Raw genomic sequence first — 20,562 nt, forward strand, 5'->3', positions numbered from 1 at the left:
GTCAGAGCCTGCGAAGTCCACTCAGCACCCTCTCCAGCAGTTCAGTGCCCACCGCGTCGTCGGAGTCGTCCAAAATGGTCGGCTCGTGGACCGCGACCAGGCCGTCCGTCGCCATGTCGGCGATGAGCACCCGGGCCACGCCGAGCGGAAGCTGCATCCGCGCCGCGATCTCGGCGAGCGACTGCACACGTCCGTCACACAACGCGGCTATGTACTGGTGTTCACGACCGTGGCCACCATTGCCAGTGGCAACCGCTCGGCCGCGCACCGTCGTCTCGACGAGTGCCTCCAGGGCGATGTCGAGCCGAGGGCGGGTACGACCGCGGGTGACGGCGTACGGCCGGACCAACGCGCCGGTCGGCTCGTCACGATCCACCATTTCGCCGCTCACCTCCCTCGTACCCGGCACCGGCTCGCCCCGGTGGCATTCGTCGCTGTCGTTGTCGTTCCCGCACCTGACCCACCGGCCAGCGCGTCATTCAGCCCATCATCCCCACAGCCGTGCGCGGCTGCGGCGTCAGGGCATCGCCCACCCGGTCCACGAGCAGGGCCATCTCGTACCCGACCTGACCCACGTCGCAGCTCCGCGCCGCCAGCACCGCGAACGACGAACCGTCGGAGATGGACATCAGGAACAGGAAGCCGTTGTCCATCTCGACGACTGTCTGCAACACCGCCCCGCCCTCGAAGCAGCGGGCCGCGCCCTGGGTGAGGCTGACCAGACCGGACGCGATCGCGGCGAGCTGGTCGGCGCGGTCCCGCGGAAGGTCACGGGACGAGGCGAGAAGCAGGCCGTCGGCCGAGACCGCGACCGCGTGCGCCACACCGGGCACCCGGTCGGCGAAGTTGGCGAGCAGCCATCCGAGATCCTGCGTAGTAGTCATCCTTGTTGCTCCTTCTGCCCGCTCCCGGCCACCGGGCCTGAGCCAGACTGCGAGGACTGCTGCCCGCCCGGAGTGCCCTCCGGGCCGGTCGTGTTGCTGTCGGTGTTACGCCCGCGCTGCACGCCCCGATGGTAGGCCGAGAGCAGGCCCCGGACGCCCTCCGGCGTCCGCCGCTGCACCGACGCGGAAGGCTTTTCGATGCTGCCCGGCACGAGCTGCGCCATCGGCTTCCGCTTCGGCAGGCCCTTCTGGGTGGTCTCCGCGACCGGCACCTCGGTGGCCGCCGAGGCGGCGCGCCAGCCGTCGTCGGCCGCGGTCTGCCACGGGGAGGAGGCCTGCGGCGACGCGGACGGCTGCCGGGTGGGCAACCCGCCGGTGTACGCGGGACGGGTGTTCCCGTTCGCCGCGCCGTTGTCACGCGGTGCTCCGCCGGCCGTCGGAGTTTGTGCCATCGGTGTGTTACCTGTCGTTGCGGGTGTCTTCTGCGGCACGGGCCGGCCGGCCGTGTCCACCTTGGCGAACTGCTGGGTGGCGGCGCCGCCGTTCGTCGTCGCGGCCGGTGCCGCCGACTCCTCGTTGGGCCCGGGCCGGCGGGTGCGGAACCACGCCGACTCCAGCTCCCGGAAGATCGGCAGCTCCATCGTCTCGTCCGCGTACCGCTGTCGGTTGCCCTGCTGCTGCGGCGCGGCCGGGCGTGCCGCCGGGCGGTTCGCCGCCGGTGCCTCGGCCGGCCGGCTCGCGGCCGGAGCGGCGGACGGCTGGCCGGCCGCCTGCTGCGGGGTGGCCGGAATCTCCGTGCGCGGCACCCGGGGCAGCTCGGTGGTCATGTCCATGCCGCCGGTGGGCCGTTCCGGCGCCGCCGGAGCCGGGGCCGGCGTGACCGGCGGCCAGACCGGCGGGGCGCTGACACCCGGTGCGGGCATCGGACGTGCCTGCGGCTGGTTCGCCGGCGGCGCGGAGGTCGGGTACCCGGCGGCGGGCTGTCCGGACACCGGCGCGGGGTGCCCGGAGACGGGCGCGGCCGAGACCGGCCGGTACGGCAGCGGGTCACCGGAGACCGGCGCCGCGGAGACCGGGCGGCCCGAGAACGGGTCACCGGAGACCGGCGCGGCCGAGACCGGCCGGTACGGCAGCGGGTCACCGGAGACCGGCGCGCCGGAGACCGGGGGCAGCGGCGGGGCCGACACCGGCGGGACCGGCGGCGCGGAGACCGGCGGCGGGCTGTAGGGCCGCGCCTCCGGGCTGCTCGGCAGCTGGCGCGGGATCGCCGGCTGCTGCCCGGTGCTGCCCGGGTCGCCGTCGGCCGGGTTACGCCGCTGCGGCAGCGGGTCCGTCGACTGGCCGTTGGGCCGGCCGTCGAATCCGCCGTCGCCGCCGGACGGGCTGGCGCCGGTCAGGTCGGACCAGGCCGGCATGGCACGGCCGCCACCGGCGTTCGCCGGGGTGCCCGAGCCGTTGCGCGGCGCCGGGTCGAACGCGCGTCCGCCGAGCGTGACCTGGTTGCCCGAGGAGCCCGGGTGGGGCGCCGGCGGCAGGCTCGGCGGGTTGTTGTTGCCGAAGGCCGCCAGGGCGCCGAAGGCCGGTGCCGGGCCGTTCTGTTGCGGGCCCGCTGCGGGCAGGGCCGGTCCGGGCAGGCCACGGCCGGCCAGGGCGCGCGGCACCAGGACCGAGGTCGGCAGCGTCACGTCGGCGACGGTGCCCCGGTCGGCGCCCGGCCGCAGCTCGACCCGGACGCCGTGCCGGGCGGCCAGCCGCGCGACCACGACCAGGCCCATCATCCGGGAGACCGCGACGTCCACCTGCGGCGGCGTGGCCAGCCGCTCGTTGAGGTCGCGGAGCTGCTCCGGGCTGATGCCGATGCCGCGGTCCTCGACATAGAGGGAGGCGCGGTCGCCGACCCGCCGGGCCTCCACCATGACCTGCGAGTCCGGCGGGGAGAAGGCGGTGGCGTTGTCGAACAGCTCGGCGACCAGGTGCACGAGGTCGTTGACCGCGTGGGCGGCGACCTCGATGTCCCGGTCGATCACGCCGAACTCGATCCGGGTGTAGTGCTCGACCTCGGACTGGGCGGCGCGGAGCACGTCGATCAGGGCGGCGGGCTCGCGCTGCACACGGGTGGAGTCCGCACCGGCGAGGACCAGCAGGTTCTCGTCGTTGCGGCGCATCCGGGTGGCCAGGTGGTCGAGCTGGAACAGCTCGGCCAGGCGGTCCGGGTCCTCCTCGCCGCGCTCCAGCCGGTCGAGGTGGCCGATCAGCCGGTCGACCAGGATCTGCGAGCGGCGGGCCAGGTTGACGAACATGGTCGCGACCGACGCCCGCAGGGCGGCCTGCTCGGCGGCGGTGCGGACGGCCTCCAGGTGGACCGCGTTGAACGCCTCGGTCACCTGGCCGAACTCGTCCTTGCTGCGTACCGGCAGCGGTTCGGCGATCTGGTTCGCCAGCTGGACCGGGGAGAGCTGGCCGGTCACCTGCGGGTCACGCAGCCGGGCGACCGCCTGTGGCAGCCCGTACTGGGCCACCGCCAGGGCGCCCTGGCGCAGGTCGCGCAGCGAGCGGGCCATCGAGCGGGCCACCAGGTACGCGAACAGGATGGCCAGCAGCAGCATGGTGAGCAGCAGGCCGGTCTCCAGGAACACCTGGCGCTGGGTGTCCGAACGCAGCGCGTCGGCCTGGCGGACCACGTTGCCGTCGAGCCGGGCCTCCACGGTCCGGATCAGCTTGGCGTTGGCGACCATGGTCTGGTCCCACTGGTCCGCCCCGAACGGGGCGTTCTCCATGGAGCCGTTGTTGTTGCCCGAGACGAAACTGGTGAAGCGGTCGGCCTTGCGCAGGTCGGGCCCGGAGACGGTCTGCTCGTAGAACAGCTTGTCGGGCTCGGTGGCGACCGCCTGGAACGTCGCCAGCGACTGCGACTGGCCGGTGCCGCTGGCGATGAACTGCTCGCGCAGCGCGGCGGTGTACTGGTTCTGGGTGAGCGCCTGGTGGACGACCACCCGGCGCTGGGTCAGGTATTCCTTCTGCCGGGCCACGGCGGCCGACGCGCGCATCCGGTCGCTCAGGTCGTTGTTGCCGGCGAGCTGGGTGGCCGAGTCGCGGATCGCGAGCAGGTCCTCGATCAGCTGCCGGTACGCCTGGTCGGCGTCATTGATCTTCAGCTTGCCGTTCAGCACCTGGCTGCGGGTAGCCGGAAGGTCCTTCAGCTGGGTGTCGATCGTGTCGAGCAGCCCGACGAAGTTGCGGGGCAGGTCGTCGATCTCGCCACGCTGCCGCAGGTACGGCGACTTCGCCTGGTCCACCCGCTGGTTGGCGCGGTTGTAGCCCTCCTGGTACTGCGCCCGGGTCTGGAACTCCTTCGCGCCGAGGAAGAGCACGGCACCGACCCGCTCGTCCTGCACGGTGTCGACCAGGTCACCCGAGTAGCCGATCAGGTTGGCCAGATCCCCCGCCCGGTTGGCATTGTTGAGCGTCTCCAGGTGGTCGACCAGACCACTGGTGCCCACCACGACCGTGGCGATGGTCGGCACGATCATGATCAGACCGAGCTTGGACCAGATCGGCATATCGCGCAGCCGACTCATCGGCCGGCGCAGCCGCGACAGGAAGGAGCCCGCCGTCGTTGGCCGTTTGCTCACGTCACCGCCCTCGCATTACTGCGCCCCGCGTCACCCTGAGGGCAACGCCGAGCGACCGACCCGGCGGGTCGGACCTCCGAGATTCCATCACGCCGCTCCGCAAAGAGAAAGACCAGGTTGTCCCTCACCGGAGGTGTGATGAGATGTTGATGCAATTTGATAGCAATCCGTCTGGCCGGAGTCACTGAAGGTAATGGAACACCCGCACCGCGTCGTCTTGCTCGCCGGCCCCTCCGGGTCCGGAAAGTCATACATAGCCCAGCGAACCGGACTTCCGGTGCTCTGCCTGGACGACTTCTACAAGGACGGCGATGACCCCACGTGTCCGCGTCGAAACGGACAGGTGGATTGGGAGTCCCCCTTGTCCTGGGATTCGGACACGGCGGTGCAAACAATCGCCCGACTGGCTCGTGAGGGCAAGGCCGAAGTGCCGGTTTATGCGATCGGCGCAGACCGTCGGGTAGCCACCCGGCCATTCGATGTCGACGGATCGCCAATCTTCGTCGCCGAGGGGATCTTCGCGGCCGAGATCGTGGCCGAGTGCCGCCGGCTGGGGTTGCTCGCCGGGGCGTACGCGCTGCGCCGACCGCGCGGCGCGACGTTCCTGCGCCGCCTCGCCCGGGATCTCGCCGAGCAACGCAAGGCACCCCGGGTGCTGCTCCGGCGCGGGGTCGCGCTGCTGCGCGCCGAGCCGGCCGTGCTGCGCCGGCAGACCGGGCTGGGCGCCGAGGCGGCCCGGGCCGGCCAGGTGCTGCGCGGGGTGGCCGCACTGCTCTCCGGCCACCCCCGCCAGTCGTGATCAGCCGATCAGCTCGGCGTACGCCGGCTTGATCACCTCGTCGATGATCCGCAACCGCTCGTCGAACGGGATGAAGGCGCTCTTCATCGCGTTGATGGTGAACCACTGGAGTTCCTTCCAGCCGTAGCCGAAGGCCTCCACCAGCAGCGCCATCTCCCGCGACATCGAGGTGCCGCTCATCAGCCGGTTGTCGGTGTTCACAGTCACCCGGAACCGCAGGTCGCGCAGCAGCCCGATCGGGTGGTCGGCGATCGAGGCCGCCGCGCCGGTCTGCACGTTCGACGACGGGCACAGCTCCAGCGGGATGCGCTTGTCCCGCACGTACGCGGCCAGCCGGCCCAGCACCGGCGGGTTGCCCGGGGTGATGTCGTCGACGATGCGGACGCCGTGGCCGAGCCGGTCGGCGCCGCACCACTGGATCGCCTGCCAGATCGACGGCAGGCCGAACGCCTCACCGGCGTGGATGGTGAAGTGGAAGTTCTCCCGCTGGAGGTACTCGAACGCGTCCAGGTGCCGGGTGGGCGGGAAGCCCGCCTCGGCGCCGGCGATGTCGAAGCCGACCACACCGGTGTCGCGGTGCCGCACGGCCAGCTCGGCGATCTCCTGCGAGCGGGCCGCGTGCCGCATCGCGGTGAGCAGCGTGCCGATCCGGATCGGGGTGCCCGCCTCGGCGGCCAGCGCGCTGCCCTCCCGGAACCCGGTGACCACCGCGTCGACCACCTCGTCCAGGGTCAGGTTCTGCTCCAGGTGCTGCTCCGGCGCGAACCGCACCTCGGCGTAGACCACGCCGTCGGCGGCCAGGTCCAGCGCGCACTCGCGGGCCACCCGGCGCAGCGCGGCAGGGGTCTGCATGACCGCCACCGTGTGCGCGAACGTCTCCAGGTAACGCTCCAGCGAGCCGGAGTTCGCCGCCTCGGTGAACCAGACGCCGAGCGCCGCCGGGTCGGTGGTGGGCAGTTCGTGGCCGACCTCGGCGGCCAGCTCGACGATCGTCGCGGGCCGCAGGCCGCCGTCGAGGTGATCGTGCAGCAGCGCCTTCGGGACCTTGACGATGTCCTCGTACGAGATTGCGACCATGCTCAGACCCTAGTCACCCCCGGTACGGGCGCGGCGGTGGACCGGGGCGGTCAGGGTCGCCAGCCGTACACCCGCTCCACCGCGAGCCGCAGGACCACCCGCCCGTCGGCCACCATGGCGGCCCGGTAGTCGGCCCAGTCCGGGTGCTCGCCGCGGATCCGCCGGTAGACCTCGACCAGTTCGTCGACCGTCGCGTCGTCGGTGGCCGCAGCGGGCGGGGTGAGCGTCACGGTGCCCTCGGCGACCGCGTACGCACCGCCGTCGGCGGTGGTCACGTGGAAGCTCGCCCGGGGGTCGCGGCGCAGGTTGCGCACCTTCGCCCGGTCGCCGGTGGTGGAGCAGCGGATCAGGCCCGGCTCGCCCAGGTAGTCGAGGTTGGACAGCTGGGGACGGCCGTCCCGGCGCAGCGTGACGAGCACACCGCGCCCGCGCTCGCCGAACAGCTCCCACAGCCGCGCGCTCATGCGGCAACCCGCAGCGGCGCGAGCGCGGCGGCCAGCCGGACGAGCTGGTCGAGCATGAGCGCGGCGGCGTCCTCCCGGCCCGGGTCGGGTCGCAGCTCGCCCGACTCGTCCAGCGCCTGCCGCAGGAAGACGACCACCTGGTCGTTGACCGGGGTCATGTTCAGCGTGGTCACCACCTGCTTGATCATCTGCACCGCGCGCAGACCGCCGGAGGTCATGCCGTAGCTGACGAAGCCCACCGGCTTGTGCTGCCACTCGTGGTAGAGGTAGTCGATCGCGTTCTTCAGCGGCGCGCTGAAGCCGTAGTTGTACTCCGGCATCACCAGGACGAAGGCGTCCGCGGCGTCGATCTCGGCGCTCCAGGCGCGGGTGTGTTCGTGCAGGTAGACCCGCTCGGACGGGTGGTGCGGCTCGTCGTGGAAGGGCAACCCGATCTCGGCCAGGTCGAGGAGGCGTACCTCGTCGAAGCCGGCGTGGCGGACGGCGGCCGCGGTGACCCAGTCACCGATGCGGCGGCCGACCCGGCCGGGGCGGGTGCTGGCGACGACGACGTTCAGGCGGGGCATGGTGAGGTCACTCCTGTCGGGGCGGCGGCCGGGGCCGGCGTGGTGAGCCGGGGAACGAACCAGGCGACGATCGGCCCGATGCCGATCGCGTAGAGCAGGGTGCCGGGGCCGACGGCGCCGCCGAGCAGCCAGCCGACGGCCAGCACCGTCACCTCGATCGCGGTGCGGGCCGGGCCGAGCGGCAGGCCGCGGGCGGCCAGGCCGGTCATCAGCCCGTCCCGCGGGCCGGGGCCGAGGCGGGCGCCGAGGTAGAGCGCGGTGGCGAGGCCGTTGAGCAGGACGCCCGCGGCCAGCAGGCCGATCCGGCCGGCGAGCGGGGCGACCGGCGGCAGGAGCGCCAGCGTCGCGTCGAGGGCCAGGCCGACGAGCGCGACGTTCGCCACCGTGCCGACGCCCGGGCGCTGCCGCAGCGGGATCCACAGCAGCAGCACCAGCAGCGCCACGCCGTTGACCAGCAGGCCCATCGGCAGGCCGGTGCGGTCGGCGAGGCCCTGGTGCAGCACGTCCCAGGACGCGAGCCCGAGGTCGGCGCGGACCATCAGCGCGACGCTGACGCCGAACAGGGCCAGGCCGGCGAACAGCCGCACCAGCCGGGACGGCAGTTTGGTTGACATGTCATCAACCTAGGCCGCGACTTGGTGACATGTCAACCAAACCGATAGGATCGGTCCGTGGACGAACCGCGCTGGCTGGACGAGCAGGAGGACCGCGCCTGGCGCGGCTACCGCCGCATGCGCCGCCTGCTCGACCTGGAACTGGCCCGGGAACTGATGCAGGACGCCGGCCTCTCCGAGCCCGACTACGACGTCCTGAGCGACCTCTCCGAGACCCCGGAACAGCGGCTGCGGCTCAGCGAACTGGCCGACCGGATGCTCTGGTCCCGCAGCCGCCTGTCCCACCACATCTCCCGCATGCAGCAACGCGGCCTGGTCACCCGGGAGGAGTGCGCCACCGACGGCCGCGGCTCGGTCGTCGTGCTCACCCCGGCCGGGCGCCGGGCCGTCGAGGCCGCCGCGCCCGGGCACGTGGCGGCCGTCCGCCGGCACCTGATCGACCGGCTCACCCCGGCCGAGGTGGCCGCGCTCGGCACGCTCAGCCAGCGGGTGATCGGCCACCTCACCGGCCGCCTCCCCGGCCGACCGGAGACGGAGGACTGAGCCGTGGACGACCGCGTCCTCTCCCGGCTGCGCTGCCCGGTCTGCGCCGAGCCGCTCACCGAGACCACCGCCGGCACCGCACGCGCGCTGCGCTGCCCGCGCGGGCACAGCTTCGACATCGCCCGGCAGGGGTACGTGAACCTGCTCGCCGGCCGCGCCCCGCACACCGGGGACAGCGCCGAGATGGTCGCCGCCCGCGCCGGGTTCCTCGCCGCCGGTCACTACGACGCCGTCGCCGCCGCGCTGGCGAGCACAGCGGTACGCGTCGCGGGCGTCGACCCGTACCCCCTGGTGGTCGATGCCGGCGCCGGGACCGGGCATTACCTCGCGGCGGTGCTGGCGGCGCTGCCGGACGCCGCCGGCCTGGCCCTGGACGTCTCCAAGCCGGCGCTGCGCCGCGCGGCCCGGGCGCACCCGCGGGCCGCCGCCGCGCTGGCCGACACCTGGCAGCGGCTGCCCCTGGCCGACCGGTCCACCGCCGTACTGCTGAACGTGTTCGCGCCGCGCAACGGCCCGGAGTTCCACCGGGTGCTCGACCCCGGCGGCGCGCTGCTGGTGGTCACCCCGGCCGCCGACCACCTGACCGAACTCGTCGACGCGCTGGACCTGCTGCGGGTGGACCCGGACAAGGCCGACCGGGTCGCCGGCAGCCTCGGCGCCCACTTCGCCGAGGAGTCCGCGACCGGGCACCGGGCCCGGCTCGCGCTGACCCGCGCCGAGGTCACCACGCTCGTCGGGATGGGACCGAGCGCCTGGCACGCCGACCCGCAACGGCTCGCCGCGCGCATCGCCGCGCTGCCCGACCCGGTGCCGGTCACGCTCTCCGTCCGGCTCGGCGTGCACCGCCCGCGCTGACGCGGCTCAGGTGGAGAGGTCGACCTCTTCCCAGCCCGGCGGCTCGTCGTGGTACGGCCCGCGCAGCACCACCGCCCACTCCAGCGCCCACCGGCGCTGCCCGATCGCGTTGGCGTCCACCAGACCCGGCAGCGCGCCGCCGGCCTTCTCGGTCTCGAGGTACGCCCAGTCGAGGCAGTAGTGCAGGTCCAGCAGCGCCGCGGCGTCACCGGGATGCTGCGGCGCGGCCAGGATCCGAGCCCGCCACTGGCCGAACGTCTCCCCCGCGACCAGGTTCGGCATCCGCTCGACCAGCCGCTCGTCCACCGGCACCGTCGGGTCCAGTTCCTTTGCCAGCCCGAGCACCCAGGCCAGCGAGAACAGCGCGTCGTGGTGCAGCACGAACGACCTGTGGTCACCCCGGCCGCCCATCACGAACTGCCACTCCGGCGGCGTCACCGAGTCGACCAGGTGCGACTCCAGCAGCCAGCTCATCGCCGCCTGCGCGGGCATCCCGAAGCAGCGGGCCAGGATCACGTGCAGCACCGCGATCCGGGCCTCGATCTCCGGGGTCGGACGCAGCTCGATCTCGTCGCCCGGCTCCCACACCAGCGGGAACTGCGGCGGTGGCAGCGGAAGACCCAGCCGGGACAACTCGTCCAGGCTCGCCTCCCGGACGGCCCGGGGATCGGGAGCGGGTACGCGCACGGTCAAGCCCCTGTCTGCTCACCTCGGCTCGTCGCCGGCCGATCCCCCCTGGCCTGGGAGGATAGCGGCTCCCGCCGGGCCGGCACCACGGCCGTCCCCGGTCAGCCGATCCGCTCGACGACCAGCGGCGTCGCGTCCGGCGCGTCCGGCGCCACCCGCACCGCGCGGCGCGCCTCGTCCAGCGCGGCGGGCATCCGCTCGGCGTGCTCGGCCCGCAGCTCGAACAGCGGGTCGCCGACACGTACCCGGTCACCGCGTCGCTTGTGCAGCACCACACCGGCCGGGATGCTCACCGGGTCCTCCTTGCGGGCCCGGCCCGCGCCGAGCCGCCACGCGGCCACCCCGATCGCGTACGCGTCGATCTCGGCGACCCAGCCGTCCTCGGTCGCGGTGAACAGCTCGACCTCGTTCGCCGTCGGCATCGGGGCGTCCGGGTCACCGCCCTGCGCCCGGATCATCGTGCGCCAGGAGTCCATCGCCCGGCCGTCCCGCAGTGCCGCCTCCGGGTCGGCGTCCGGCAGGCCGGCCGCGTCGAGCATCTCCCGGGCCAGCGCCAGCGTCAGCTCCACCACGTCGGCCGGACCGCCACCGGCGAGCACCTCCACCGACTCGGTCACCTCGACCGCGTTGCCGACGGCCAGGCCGAGCGGGGTGGACATGTCGGTGAGCAGGGCGACCGTCCGGACGCCGTGCGCGCCGCCCAGCTCGACCATGGTGCGGGCCAGTTCGCGGGCGTCGTCGACGTTCTTCATGAACGCGCCGGAGCCGACCTTCACGTCGAGCACCAGCGCGCCGGTCCCCTCGGCGATCTTCTTGCTCATGATCGAGCTGGCGATCAGCGGGATCGCCTCGACGGTGCCGGTGACGTCGCGCAGCGCGTACAGCTTGCGGTCGGCCGGGGCGAGCCCGTCGCCGGCCGCGCAGATCACCGCGCCCACGTCGCGGAGCTGGGCGATGAACTCGTCGTTTGTGAGCGCCGCCCGCCAGCCCGGGATCGACTCCAGCTTGTCCAGCGTGCCGCCGGTGTGGCCCAGGCCCCGGCCGGACAGCTGCGGCACCGCCGCGCCGCACGCCGCCACCAGCGGGGTCAGCGGCAGGGTGATCTTGTCACCGACGCCGCCGGTGGAGTGCTTGTCGACGGTCGGCCGGGACACCGGCGACAGGTCGAGCCGCTCGCCGCTGGCGATCATGGCGGCCGTCCACCGGGCGATCTCCGGCGCGGTCATGCCGCGCAGCAGGATCGCCATGGCCAGCGCCGACATCTGTTCGTCGGCGACCAGGCCCTTGGTGTACGCGTCGACCACCCAGTCGATCTGCCCGTCGCTCAGCACACCCCCGTCCCGCTTCGCCCGGATGACGTCAACCGCCGTAAAAGCACTCACTTCTCAAGATCCAATCAATTTGATCGCGCGTGGCCGCACCGACCCGCGAACGGTGACCGTCGAGGAATCGGGCCGACCGTGACCGGCGGAGGGATCAAGCCTGACTGCCCGGAGCCGGGCACGGTCGGCCCGATTCCCCCACCTCAACCACCCCAACGGGACGGAATCTCCGAAGGAGGCTCACCCTCACCAGCCCAGAAGATCGTCCCCGAAGCGTCCACCACGACCACGCGCGGCGTCCGCGCCAGCCCCCACTCGATCGCCTCGGCCGGGTCGTCCCAGGTCGAGCCCTCCTCCAGCACGCCGGTCTCGGCATCAGTGGTGTCACCGGACGACCGCTCCCAGTACGTCGTCCAGACCTGCTGCCCGGCGGACAGGTCCGGGTGCACGAACACGGTGCCCCGGCCCCGCCAGGCGGCCAGCCGGTCCGGCACCACAGGCACCGGATGCTCACCGGTCACCGCCTCGATGTCGGCCACGTCGAAGGCGTGCGGCAGCAGCTCCGCCATCCGCAGCGGTCCGCCCTTCGCCTCGACCAGGCACTCCGGCCCACCCTGCTCCCAGAGCAGCTGCCGGCACCTGCCGCACGGCATCAGCGGCTCACCGGTGGCGTCGACGCAGGACAGCGCCACGATCCGGCCACCGCCGGTCGCGTGCAGCTGCGAGACCACGCCGCACTCGGCGCAGAGCGTGACGCCGTAGCCGGCGTTCTCCACGTTGCAGCCGACCACGACCCGGCCGTCGTCGACGAGCGCGGCGGCACCCACCGGGAACTTCGAGTACGGCACGTAGGCGTGCCGCATGACCTCGGTGGCGGCGGTACGCAGCCGCTCCCAGTCGATCTCCATCACAACCCCCATTCTGCCCAATCAACGCCGATCGGTCGCGGGTGCGGCCGGAGACGACGATGCCCGGCGGGTCGCCCCGCCGGGCACGGTGTCGCGGCGGGCGGTCAGCCCTTGATGTACGGCTTGCCGTCGGCGGCCGGCGCCCGGACCTTGCCGACCAGCCCGGCCACGGCCAGGATCGTCGCCAGGTACGGCAGCATCGCCAGGAACTGGCTCGGGATGCTGCTGCCGATCGCGCCCAGGTAGGTGGCGAGCTGGTCGGCGAAGCCGAAGAACAGCGCCGCCAGCAGCGCGCCGGTCGGGCTCCACCGGCCGAAGATCAGCGCGGCCAGGGCGATGAAGCCCTTACCGCCGATCATGTTCTTGGTGAACGAGTAGAGCGCCAGCGTGTACGAGGCGCCGCCGACACCTGCCACCAGACCGGCCAGGATCACGTTGCGGTAGCGCAGCCGCAGCACCTTCACGCCCAGCGTGTCCGCGGCGGTCGGGTGCTCGCCGACCGAGCGGGTCCGCAGGCCCCACCGGGTACGGAACAGCGCCAGGTGGATGACGAGCACCAGCAGCAGGCCGACGTAGAGGAAGATGTTGCCCCGGAACAGCGCCGGGCCGAGCAGCGGGATGTCGGACAGCAGCGGAATCTCCCAGTTGCCGAACCGGGGGGCGCTGTTGTACTTCGCCGCGTCGGTCTGCATCAGCCGCTCGTACAGGAAGCCGGTGATGCCGACCGCCAGCAGGTTGAGCACGATGCCCATGACCACCTGGTCGACCAGGTAGCGGATGGAGAACACGGCCAGCAGGAACGAGATGAACGCGCCACCGATGGCGGCGGCCACCAGGCCCACCCAGACGCTGCCGGACATGCTGCCGAACAGCGCACCGGAGAAGGCGCCCATCAGGAGCTGGCCCTCGATCGCCACGTTCACCACGCCGGAACGCTCGCAGAGCACACCGGCGAGCGCGCCGAAGATCAGCGGCAGGGCCAGGATGAACGTGCCGCGGACGACGTTCACCAGCGGCATGAAGTTGCGGCCCTCGGGCGCGGCCGAGACCTGCCAGCACAGGAAGCTCAGCACGAAGGCGACCAGCCCGGCGCCGAGCAGCAGCGTGAACCAGCGCTTCGGCACCCCGGCCAGCAGCGCGCCTCCGGCCGCGGCGGTGATCAGCCCGAACAGGATCGCGCCGACCGTACCGTTGATCTCCAGGGCGGCCCCGCCCTCGGTCTCGCTGAGCGTGAACCGCGCGTGCTGGTCGGTCGCGAGCGCGCCGAACAGCACCGCCGCGAGCACACCGAGCGCCAGCAGGACCGCGCCGATCTTCCGGTTACGGGTCCAGAAACCCTCGTCGACCGCGGTAACGGCGACCTCGGGGACAGCGGTGGTGGACATGCTCACCAGCCCTTCGCGAGGCTCGTCTGCAACCGGGCGGCGCGGGCCGCCCGGAGCTGGAAGATCGTCTTCACCAGGGCAGGCGCGGCGATGAAGATGACGATGAGCGCCTGGAGCACGGTGACCAGTTCCAGCGAGATGCCGGAGTACGACTGCATCCGGTTGCCGCCGGCCTGGAGCGCGCCGAACAGCAGCGCGGCCAGCAGCACGCCCCACGGCTTCACGCGGCCGAGCAGCGCGACCAGGATGCCGTCGAAGCCGATCTGCGCGATCACCAGCGGGGTCAGCGCGGTGGCGGTGGTGCCGAGCACCATGGTCGAGCCGCCGAGACCGGCCAGCATGCCCGCGAACACCATCACCAGCACGTACGTCTTGGTGACGCTGATGCCGGCGGTCCGGGCCGCGTCCGGGTTCGCACCCACGGCCCGCAGCTCGAAGCCGAGCGTGGAGCGGTTGAGCAGCCAGGCGATGAACCAGGTGGCCGCCACCGCGAGCAGGATGCCGGCGTGCACCCGCAGGTCGTCGCCGAGCAGGCGGGGCAGCTGTGCGGTGGACTCGACCGGCTTGCTGATCGCGTCCGCCCGGTTCGGGTTCTGCACCCCGTTCTGGACGATGATCCAGGACAGGAAGTAGACCGCCACGTAGTTGAGCATGATCGTGTTGATCACCTCGTGCGCGCCGGCCCGTGCCTTGAGGATGCCGGGGATGAAGCCCCAGAGCGCGCCGCCGAGCGCGCCGGCGATCAGCGCCACCAGCAGGTGCACGACGGGCGGCAGCGGCAGCGCGAAGCCGGCCACGGCGGCCAGGATGACGGCGATCGTGGCCTGGCCCTGGGCGCCGATGTTGAACAGGCCGCCGCGGAAGGCCAGCGCCACCGACAGGCCGGTGAAGACGAGCGGCGCGGCGTAGGTGAGCGTCTCCGAGATCGGGCTCAGGGCGGCGGTGAAGCCGACCGCGTCCGGGTCGAAGATCGCGCCCTTGAACAGGTTCGCGTACGCCTCACTGACCACCGTCCAGCTGGCGTTCAGCGCATCGGTGGGGCGAGCCGTGATGTAGCTGTAGGTGGCGAGCACCTCGGGGTCGGACACGATGATCAGCACCGCGCCGACCACCATGGCCAGCAGCACCGCGAGCACCGTCACGGTGAACGTGTTCGCCGCCCAGAGGTTTTCCAGGAACATCCGGCCCATGCTCGGACGGGCTTCTCCGGCCGGGGCCGGCTTCTTCGCGGTCGCGGTGGCGGGCACCGTCTGCTCGGTGTCACCGGCCGGCTGCGTCGGCGTCGCCCGCGCCTCGCTCAGCGACTCCTGCGCCTCGGTCGCCGGCTCCTTGTCCGGCGAGCCCGAGACGGGGTTCGGGTTGGTCATGCCTCGTCCTCGTTGCCAGGGCCGTCCTCGGTCGCGGTGGCGGCGTCCGGGGTGGCGGCGTCCGGGGTGATGCCGGCCATCAGCAGGCCGATCTCCTCGCGCGGGGTGTCCGGGCCGACGATCCCGATGATCCGGCCGCGGTACATGACCGCGATCCGGTCGGCCAGGCCGATCACCTCGTCCAGTTCGCTGGAGACCACCATGACCGCGGTGCCGATGTCGCGCTCGCGGATCACCCGGCTGTGGATGAACTCGATCGAGCCCACGTCCACGCCCCGGGTGGGCTGGGCGGCGATGAAGAGCTTCAGCGGCCGGGACAGCTCCCGGGCCACGATCACCTTCTGCTGGTTGCCGCCGGAGAGCGTGCCGACCGCCGCGTCGGCCGAGGAGGTACGGACGTCGAACTGCTCGATCCGCTCCCGCGCCGACTTCGCGATGGCCTCGGGCTTGAGCGACAGGCCCTTGCCGAACGGCGGCCGGTCGTAGATGTCAAGCACCAGGTTCTCCGCCACGGAGAACTCCTTGACCAGGCCGTCCACGCTGCGGTCCTCCGGCACGTAGCCGACGCCGGCGCGGAGCACCTTCTTGGTCGACCAGCCGTGCGTCGGCTGGCCGTCGAGGGTGATCGTGCCGGCGAGCACCGGGCGCAGGCCCATGATCGCCTCGATCAGCTCGGTCTGGCCGTTGCCCTGCACGCCCGCGACGCCGAGCACCTCGCCGGCGTGCACGGTCAGGTCGACACCGTCGACCGCGCGTACCTGCCGGTCGTCGTCCACGACCAGGCCGGCGACCTCCAGGACCGGCTTACCGGGGGTGGCCGGCTTCTTGTCCACGGTCAGCCGGACGCTGCGTCCCACCATCAGCGCGGCCAGCTCGTCCCGGCTGGCGCTCGGCTCGGCGGTGCCGACGGTCTTGCCGCGCCGGATCACCGTGATCCGGTCGGCGATCGCCTTCACCTCACCCAGCTTGTGGGTGATGAACACGAGCGACTTGCCGGCGGCCTTGAGCGACCGCATGACGGTGAGCAGTTCCTCGGTCTCCTGCGGCGTGAGCACGGCCGTGGGCTCGTCGAGGATCAGCAGGTCGACGTCGCGGGTGAGGGCCTTGACGATCTCCACCCGCTGCTGGATGCCGACCGGCAGGTCCTCGATCACCGCGTCCGGGTCGACCCGCAGGTTGTACCGCTCGGAGACCTCGGCGACCTCGCGCCGGGCCCGCCGCCGGTCGAGGATCCCGGCGAAGGGCCCCTTGACCTGCTCGGCGCCGAGCATCACGTTCTCGGCCACGGTGAAGACCGGCACCAGCATGAAGTGCTGGTGCACCATCCCGATCCCGGCGGCGATCGCGTCCGACGGGCCCTTCAGCTTCAGCGGCTTGCCGTCGACCAGGATCTCGCCCTCGTCCGGCTGGTAGAGGCCGTAGAGCACGTTCATCAGGGTCGACTTGCCGGCGCCGTTCTCGCCGACCAGGGCGTGGATCTCTCCAGGCTCCACCGTCAGGTCGATCTGGTCGTTGGCGACCAGATCACCGAACCGTTTGGTGATGCCGCGCAGTTCGAGTCTCAGCGCAACCTCCTGGAGTGCGAGCGATGGTGCAGCGTAGCGACCTGCCGCGCCGCCACCACGCCGGGTGGGGATGTCGGGGGGAGTCAAGCTGATCGGCCGCCCCGGCGCCGGGGGTACCTTCCCCGTTGCGCCGGGACGGCCGGATCGTCAAACCTGGTGTCCGCCGGCCCCCGCTGCCGATGATCGCACCGCGGCGGCCGGCGGGACTGTCACTTGGTCGGCTGGGCCTTCGAGGTGACGGTGATGGTGCCGGCGGCGATGTCCGCCTTGATCTTGTCGACCTCGGCCTTCAGGTCCGCCGGGACCTTGCTCTCGAAGTCGTGGTACGGGGCGATCGAGACGCCGGTGTTCGCGAGCGTGCCCACGAAGCCCGGGGTGGACTGCAGCTTCTCGCCACCGGCGGCCTTCAGCACGGCCTCCTTGACGGCCTCCGGGATGTTCTTGACGACCGTGGTCAGGATCGCCGAGCAGTCCGGGGTGCTCTCGCAGCCGTCGATGTCGACCCAGACGACCGAGTACTTGCCGCCCGAGGCCTTGGCCGCGGAGGTGGTGCCGAGACCGGCGCCACCGGCGACCGGCATCACGATGTCGGCGCCCTGCGCGACGAGCGCGTCGGAGACCTTCTTGCCCTCGTCCTGCTTCTCGAACGAGTTGGCGAAGGAGCCCTTCTGGGCGGCCTTGTCCCAGCCCAGGACCTGGACGTTCTTGCTCTTGGCCTTGTTGTAGTACGCGACGCCGTCGGCGAAGCCGTCCATGAAGATGGTGACCGGCGGGATCGGCAGGCCACCGTAGGTGCCGACCTTGCCGGTCTTGCTCATCCCGGCGGCCAGGTAGCCGGCCTGGAACCCGGCCTGCGCGGTGTCGAACTGCATCGGGTAGACGTTCGACACGCCCGGGTTGGCGTCGACGATGCCGAACTGCTGGTTCGGGTTCTTCTCAGCCGCCGCCTTGGTGGCGTCCGACATCAGGCCACCGACGGCCAGGATGAAGTCGCACTTCTGGTTGACGAACCCGGTCAGGTTGACCTCGTAGTCCGCCTCGGCCTTCGACTGGACGTTCTTGATCTCGATCTTGTCGTTCTCCTTCTGCGCCTGCTGCAGGCCCTTCCAGGCCGAGGCGTTGAAGGACTTGTCGTCGATGCCGCCGACGTCGGTCACCATGCAGGCGCTGAACTTCTTGCCACCGTCGCCGCCGGCGTTGTTGTCGTCGTCCGGAGCCTCACCACACGCGGCAGCGCCCAGCACGAGTCCACCCGCCACGATGGCGGAGGCGATCCGCATCCCACGCACAGAGCGCAAGACGTCTCCTTCCCCTTGCGCACCGCGTCGTGCGCGGTGCACAGCCCTTCGCCGGCCTGCGGTGTGCCGCCGGCGTCCCACGTTACGGACGGGAGCGTACGCCCGCGCCCACCCACCGGCCGCCAATCGTGCACGACTGTTGAGCGTCCGTTACCCCGGCGTAACCCTTGGGTGGGGCAGGTCACTATCCGGCCGGTGGGCGTGCGCGGTAGGTGTCGCGAACGTCCGTTTTCCCGAGCTTCCCCGACTGCTGGCGAACTAACGCCAGAACACCGCGACGGCTGCGTTGACCAGCGTCAACCCGACGATCGCGAGGAAATGGCCACGGTTGACGGTCTCCCGCTTACGGGAGAAGAAGACCATGACGAAGATGAGCAGCGCGAGCACCAACTTGGTAACAAGTTTCGCCGGGGCCGGCTCGTCCCCGTCGCGCAGCGGAGCGGACAGCCCGATGCCGGTGAGGACCTGGATGATCGCGCCCCAGAGCATGGCGGCGTTGATCCGCAGCCGGCCGGTGACGTACTGGGCGATCCCACCACCGAGCAGCAGCGCGAACCCGATCAGATGGACGTAGAGAAGAATCAGTCGAAGAGCTTCCACGCGCCCCATCCTCCCTCACCAACGACGCAACGTAGTAGTCACCCCGCCGACCTGCCGTCATACCGTGACCCCCCTCCCCGCGATCTTGCAGTCTCCGCCCCGATATAAGGGACGAAAGCCGCACGACACGGGCCGAAACCGCAAGATCGACGGGGCGGGGGCGCGGGATCAGCGCAGGCGCCAGACCTGGAAGGTGGGGCCGTCCGCGGGGAGCGTTACCGCGCCCTCGGCGTCGGGGTGAAGGGCGGGGGCGTCGCCGTAGACGTTCTCTCCGGCTCCCACGCCAGTCAGGTGGACCGGGGTGCCTGCGGCTCGCCTCGCCAGCACCAGCACCGTCGACGTGGGCGCCTCGCGCAGGAAGACCAGCGTGTCCGCGTCCGCGTGCACCCACCGCAGGCCGCCGTGCCGCAGCGCCGGCTCGTCGCGGCGCAGCGTCAGCAACGACCGGTACGCCTCGAACGTGCGCCGGTCCCAGCTCTCCGGCCGGTGCCACGGCATCGGGGTACGTGAGCCCTCCCCGTTCGTACCGGTCAGGCCCAGCTCGTCCCCGGCGAAGACCACTGGCGTGCCGGGCATGGTGGCGAGCAGTCCGGCCGCCACCTCCTGCCGGGCCGCGTCGCCGACCACGGTGCGGATCCGGGCCGAGTCGTGCGAGCCGAGCAGCTGCCACGAGTGCGTGTACGAGCGCCACGACACCAGCGACCGGTAGGTGTTCATGGTGGCGAGCACCGCGTCCGCGTCGCGCCGCCGTACCCCGCCCGGGGTGCCGAGGAAGTTCGGCACCGGGTCGTCGCCGTGGCGCAGCCAGGACCAGACCGGGTCGGTGAAGCCGACGTAGTTCATCGTCCCGTGCCAGCCGTCGCGGTCCAGGTCACCGGTGTGGTCGTGGCCGTGCTCGGCGAGCAGCAGCCCGTCGGGGCGGGGTTCGGCGACCACCTCGCGCAGCAGCCGCGCCACCTCGTGGGTGTACGCGTCCGCACCCCGCCGCCCGGTCATGTTCGCCACGTCGACCCGCCAGCCGTCCAGCCCGTACGGCGGGCGCAGCCAGCGGCGCAGCAGCGAGTCCTCGGCGGTGGCGAACCGGCGGCGCAGTTCCGCGCTGCCCCAGTTCAGCTTCGGCAGCGACTTCACCCCGTTCCACGACTCGTAGTCCGAGCCGGGCAGGTCGAAGTAGTACAGCTCGCGTTCCGGCGCGTTGAAGTCGGAGACGGCGGCGGTGAACCAGTCGTGGGCGTCGCCGGTGTGGTTGCTGGTGATGTCGCCGAGCAGCCGCCAGCCCCGGGCGTGCACCGCGTCGGCGAGCCGGGCCAGCGCCGCGTCGCCGCCGAGCAGCGGGTCGACGGTGTCGAAGCTCGACGCGTCGTACCTGTGGTTGGAGCGCGCCGGGAAGACCGGCGTGAGATAGACGGTGTTGACGCCGAGCCGGTCCAGGTGGTCCAGGTGCTCGGTGACGCCGTCGAGGTCGCCGCCGTAGAACTGGCGGGGCGTCTCCGGGCCGCGGCCGACGACCGGGGTGTCCCAGTCGCATCCGATGGCCCAGTCCGGCACGGTCCGGCCGTCGGCGGCGGCCGAGCGGGCGAACCGGTCCGGGAAGATCTGGTAGATCACCGCGTCCCGCGCCCAGGCCGGCGGCGGGGCGTAGCTGACCAGCTTGAAGTCGCCGTTGTCCGGCACGTCGTGGCCGGACAGCCCGGCCGCGTTGAGCCAGCGGGTGCCGCGTTCGCCGTCGAGCAGGAAGCGGTAGTTGCTGACCGGGTTGCGGACCTCGACGTCGGCCCGCCACCACACGTCGTCGCCGTCGGTGCGGTCGACCCGTGCCTCGGCGAAGCGGGGTTCACCGTCGCCGGTGGTGCGCACGTGTACCTGGGAGACGCCGGTTCCGGCCGGTACCCGGACGAAGACCGGCACGGTCTGCCCGAGCGCGGGCTCCTGCTCCGGGACGTAGGTGGCGGAGCCGTCGTGGTGCGGCTGAAGGGACATGGTGCTGCCTTTCGCG

The 20,562-nt window shown here is 72.1% G+C and carries 19 protein-coding genes; 3 read left to right on the forward strand and 16 right to left on the reverse strand.

All coding sequences use genetic code 11. From position 1 onward, the window contains the following. Position 1: 1 nt before the first annotated feature. The 3 genes from OC439_RS06080 to OC439_RS06090 all read right to left on the reverse strand — a co-directional run bounded on the left by OC439_RS06080 (position 2) and on the right by OC439_RS06090 (position 4,516). A complete protein-coding gene (locus tag OC439_RS06080) occupies positions 2-379 on the reverse strand; it encodes a DUF742 domain-containing protein (protein WP_036345708.1) in 378 nt (125 codons plus the stop codon). Positions 380-479: 100 nt separating this feature from the next. Beyond that, positions 480-884 (reverse strand): roadblock/LC7 domain-containing protein, encoded by a 405-nt coding sequence (locus OC439_RS06085; RefSeq protein WP_013283992.1) that lies wholly within the window; start codon positions 882-884, stop codon positions 480-482. Continuing rightward, positions 881-4,516: a nitrate- and nitrite sensing domain-containing protein gene (locus OC439_RS06090; protein WP_262012592.1), complete on the reverse strand. Its 3,636-nt coding sequence runs from the start codon at positions 4,514-4,516 to the stop codon at positions 881-883. Before OC439_RS06090 ends, OC439_RS06085 begins: the two co-directional genes overlap by 4 nt. A 532-nt stretch (positions 4,517-5,048) precedes the next feature. On the opposite strand from OC439_RS06090, the gene OC439_RS06095 reads away from it, so the two are divergent. Further along, positions 5,049-5,315 (forward strand): hypothetical protein, encoded by a 267-nt coding sequence (locus tag OC439_RS06095; protein ID WP_228531240.1) that lies wholly within the window; start codon positions 5,049-5,051, stop codon positions 5,313-5,315. Here the strand turns inward: OC439_RS06095 and OC439_RS06100 are convergent, their stop codons facing one another. The 4 genes from OC439_RS06100 to OC439_RS06115 are packed head-to-tail and all read right to left on the reverse strand — an operon-like array spanning position 5,316 to position 8,036. After that, entirely contained in the window at positions 5,316-6,392 is a 1,077-nt protein-coding gene (locus tag OC439_RS06100) for an adenosine deaminase (RefSeq protein ID WP_013473969.1), read from the reverse strand. 50 nt (positions 6,393-6,442) lie between these two features. Further along, positions 6,443-6,856, reverse strand: a complete 414-nt coding sequence (locus OC439_RS06105; protein ID WP_262012593.1) for a PPOX class F420-dependent oxidoreductase — start codon at positions 6,854-6,856, stop codon at positions 6,443-6,445. Further along, positions 6,853-7,422 (reverse strand): NADPH-dependent FMN reductase, encoded by a 570-nt coding sequence (locus OC439_RS06110; RefSeq protein WP_262012594.1) that lies wholly within the window; start codon positions 7,420-7,422, stop codon positions 6,853-6,855. Before OC439_RS06110 ends, OC439_RS06105 begins: the two co-directional genes overlap by 4 nt. Then, the gene (locus tag OC439_RS06115; RefSeq protein ID WP_262012595.1) at positions 7,410-8,036 is read right to left on the reverse strand and encodes a YczE/YyaS/YitT family protein; all 627 of its coding nucleotides are present in this window, start codon (positions 8,034-8,036) and stop codon (positions 7,410-7,412) included. The genes OC439_RS06110 and OC439_RS06115 overlap by 13 nt, the downstream gene beginning before the upstream one ends. Before the next feature lie 57 nt (positions 8,037-8,093). Here OC439_RS06115 and OC439_RS06120 point away from each other — a divergent pair, with 57 nt between their 5' ends. Together OC439_RS06120 and OC439_RS06125 are read left to right on the forward strand one after the other, a co-directional pair. Further along, a complete protein-coding gene (locus OC439_RS06120; protein WP_135243273.1) occupies positions 8,094-8,579 on the forward strand; it encodes a MarR family winged helix-turn-helix transcriptional regulator in 486 nt (161 codons plus the stop codon). Between the two features lie 3 nt (positions 8,580-8,582). After that, positions 8,583-9,434, forward strand: coding sequence for a putative RNA methyltransferase (locus tag OC439_RS06125; RefSeq protein WP_262012596.1), 852 nt, complete (start codon positions 8,583-8,585; stop codon positions 9,432-9,434). Positions 9,435-9,440: 6 nt separating this feature from the next. On the opposite strand, the gene OC439_RS06130 is transcribed toward OC439_RS06125, so the two are convergent. From OC439_RS06130 to OC439_RS06170, 9 genes are all read right to left on the reverse strand, one after another. Next, positions 9,441-10,121 (reverse strand): DUF4272 domain-containing protein, encoded by a 681-nt coding sequence (locus OC439_RS06130; RefSeq protein WP_135243271.1) that lies wholly within the window; start codon positions 10,119-10,121, stop codon positions 9,441-9,443. A 101-nt stretch (positions 10,122-10,222) separates the two neighbouring features. Further along, a complete protein-coding gene (locus OC439_RS06135) occupies positions 10,223-11,503 on the reverse strand; it encodes a thymidine phosphorylase (protein ID WP_262012597.1) in 1,281 nt (426 codons plus the stop codon). A 143-nt stretch (positions 11,504-11,646) separates the two neighbouring features. Further along, the gene (locus OC439_RS06140) at positions 11,647-12,351 is read right to left on the reverse strand and encodes a cytidine deaminase (RefSeq protein WP_262012598.1); all 705 of its coding nucleotides are present in this window, start codon (positions 12,349-12,351) and stop codon (positions 11,647-11,649) included. A gap of 104 nt (positions 12,352-12,455) precedes the next feature. Beyond that, complete coding sequence (locus tag OC439_RS06145) at positions 12,456-13,736, reverse strand: ABC transporter permease (RefSeq protein WP_013283980.1); 1,281 nt, start codon at positions 13,734-13,736, stop codon at positions 12,456-12,458. Positions 13,737-13,738: 2 nt separating this feature from the next. Next, the gene (locus tag OC439_RS06150; RefSeq protein ID WP_402809812.1) at positions 13,739-14,926 is read right to left on the reverse strand and encodes an ABC transporter permease; all 1,188 of its coding nucleotides are present in this window, start codon (positions 14,924-14,926) and stop codon (positions 13,739-13,741) included. A gap of 173 nt (positions 14,927-15,099) precedes the next feature. Further along, positions 15,100-16,755 carry an ABC transporter ATP-binding protein gene (locus OC439_RS06155; RefSeq protein WP_315985911.1) on the reverse strand — a complete coding sequence of 552 codons (1,656 nt, stop codon included), beginning with the start codon at positions 16,753-16,755 and terminating at the stop codon, positions 15,100-15,102. A 122-nt stretch (positions 16,756-16,877) separates the two neighbouring features. Continuing rightward, positions 16,878-17,948: a BMP family protein gene (locus OC439_RS06160; protein WP_262012757.1), complete on the reverse strand. Its 1,071-nt coding sequence runs from the start codon at positions 17,946-17,948 to the stop codon at positions 16,878-16,880. 276 nt (positions 17,949-18,224) lie between these two features. After that, entirely contained in the window at positions 18,225-18,566 is a 342-nt protein-coding gene (locus tag OC439_RS06165; RefSeq protein ID WP_128136717.1) for a hypothetical protein, read from the reverse strand. Between the two features lie 168 nt (positions 18,567-18,734). Next, positions 18,735-20,546 carry a glycoside hydrolase family 13 protein gene (locus tag OC439_RS06170; RefSeq protein WP_262012600.1) on the reverse strand — a complete coding sequence of 604 codons (1,812 nt, stop codon included), beginning with the start codon at positions 20,544-20,546 and terminating at the stop codon, positions 18,735-18,737. Between the last annotated feature and the right edge of the window lie 16 nt (positions 20,547-20,562).

This window comes from Micromonospora sp. Mcm103, from assembly GCF_024519755.1.
Classification (GTDB): Bacteria; Actinomycetota; Actinomycetes; order Mycobacteriales; family Micromonosporaceae; genus Micromonospora; species Micromonospora aurantiaca.

Excerpts from the sequence above, each read along its gene's own strand:
- OC439_RS06085 (WP_013283992.1), bottom strand. The coding sequence starts at position 884 with ATGACTACTACGCAGGATCTCGGATGGCTGCTCGCCAACTTCGCCGAC.
- OC439_RS06110 (WP_262012594.1), bottom strand. The coding sequence starts at position 7,422 with ATGCCCCGCCTGAACGTCGTCGTCGCCAGCACCCGCCCCGGCCGGGTC.
- OC439_RS06100 (WP_013473969.1), bottom strand. The coding sequence starts at position 6,392 with ATGGTCGCAATCTCGTACGAGGACATCGTCAAGGTCCCGAAGGCGCTG.
- OC439_RS06115 (WP_262012595.1), bottom strand. The coding sequence starts at position 8,036 with ATGTCAACCAAACTGCCGTCCCGGCTGGTGCGGCTGTTCGCCGGCCTG.
- OC439_RS06150 (WP_402809812.1), bottom strand. The coding sequence starts at position 14,926 with ATGGGCCGGATGTTCCTGGAAAACCTCTGGGCGGCGAACACGTTCACC.
- OC439_RS06080 (WP_036345708.1), bottom strand. The coding sequence starts at position 379 with ATGGTGGATCGTGACGAGCCGACCGGCGCGTTGGTCCGGCCGTACGCC.
- OC439_RS06160 (WP_262012757.1), bottom strand. The coding sequence starts at position 17,948 with ATGCGGATCGCCTCCGCCATCGTGGCGGGTGGACTCGTGCTGGGCGCT.
- OC439_RS06105 (WP_262012593.1), bottom strand. The coding sequence starts at position 6,856 with ATGAGCGCGCGGCTGTGGGAGCTGTTCGGCGAGCGCGGGCGCGGTGTG.
- OC439_RS06170 (WP_262012600.1), bottom strand. The coding sequence starts at position 20,546 with ATGTCCCTTCAGCCGCACCACGACGGCTCCGCCACCTACGTCCCGGAG.
- OC439_RS06140 (WP_262012598.1), bottom strand. The coding sequence starts at position 12,351 with ATGGAGATCGACTGGGAGCGGCTGCGTACCGCCGCCACCGAGGTCATG.
- OC439_RS06145 (WP_013283980.1), bottom strand. The coding sequence starts at position 13,736 with ATGTCCACCACCGCTGTCCCCGAGGTCGCCGTTACCGCGGTCGACGAG.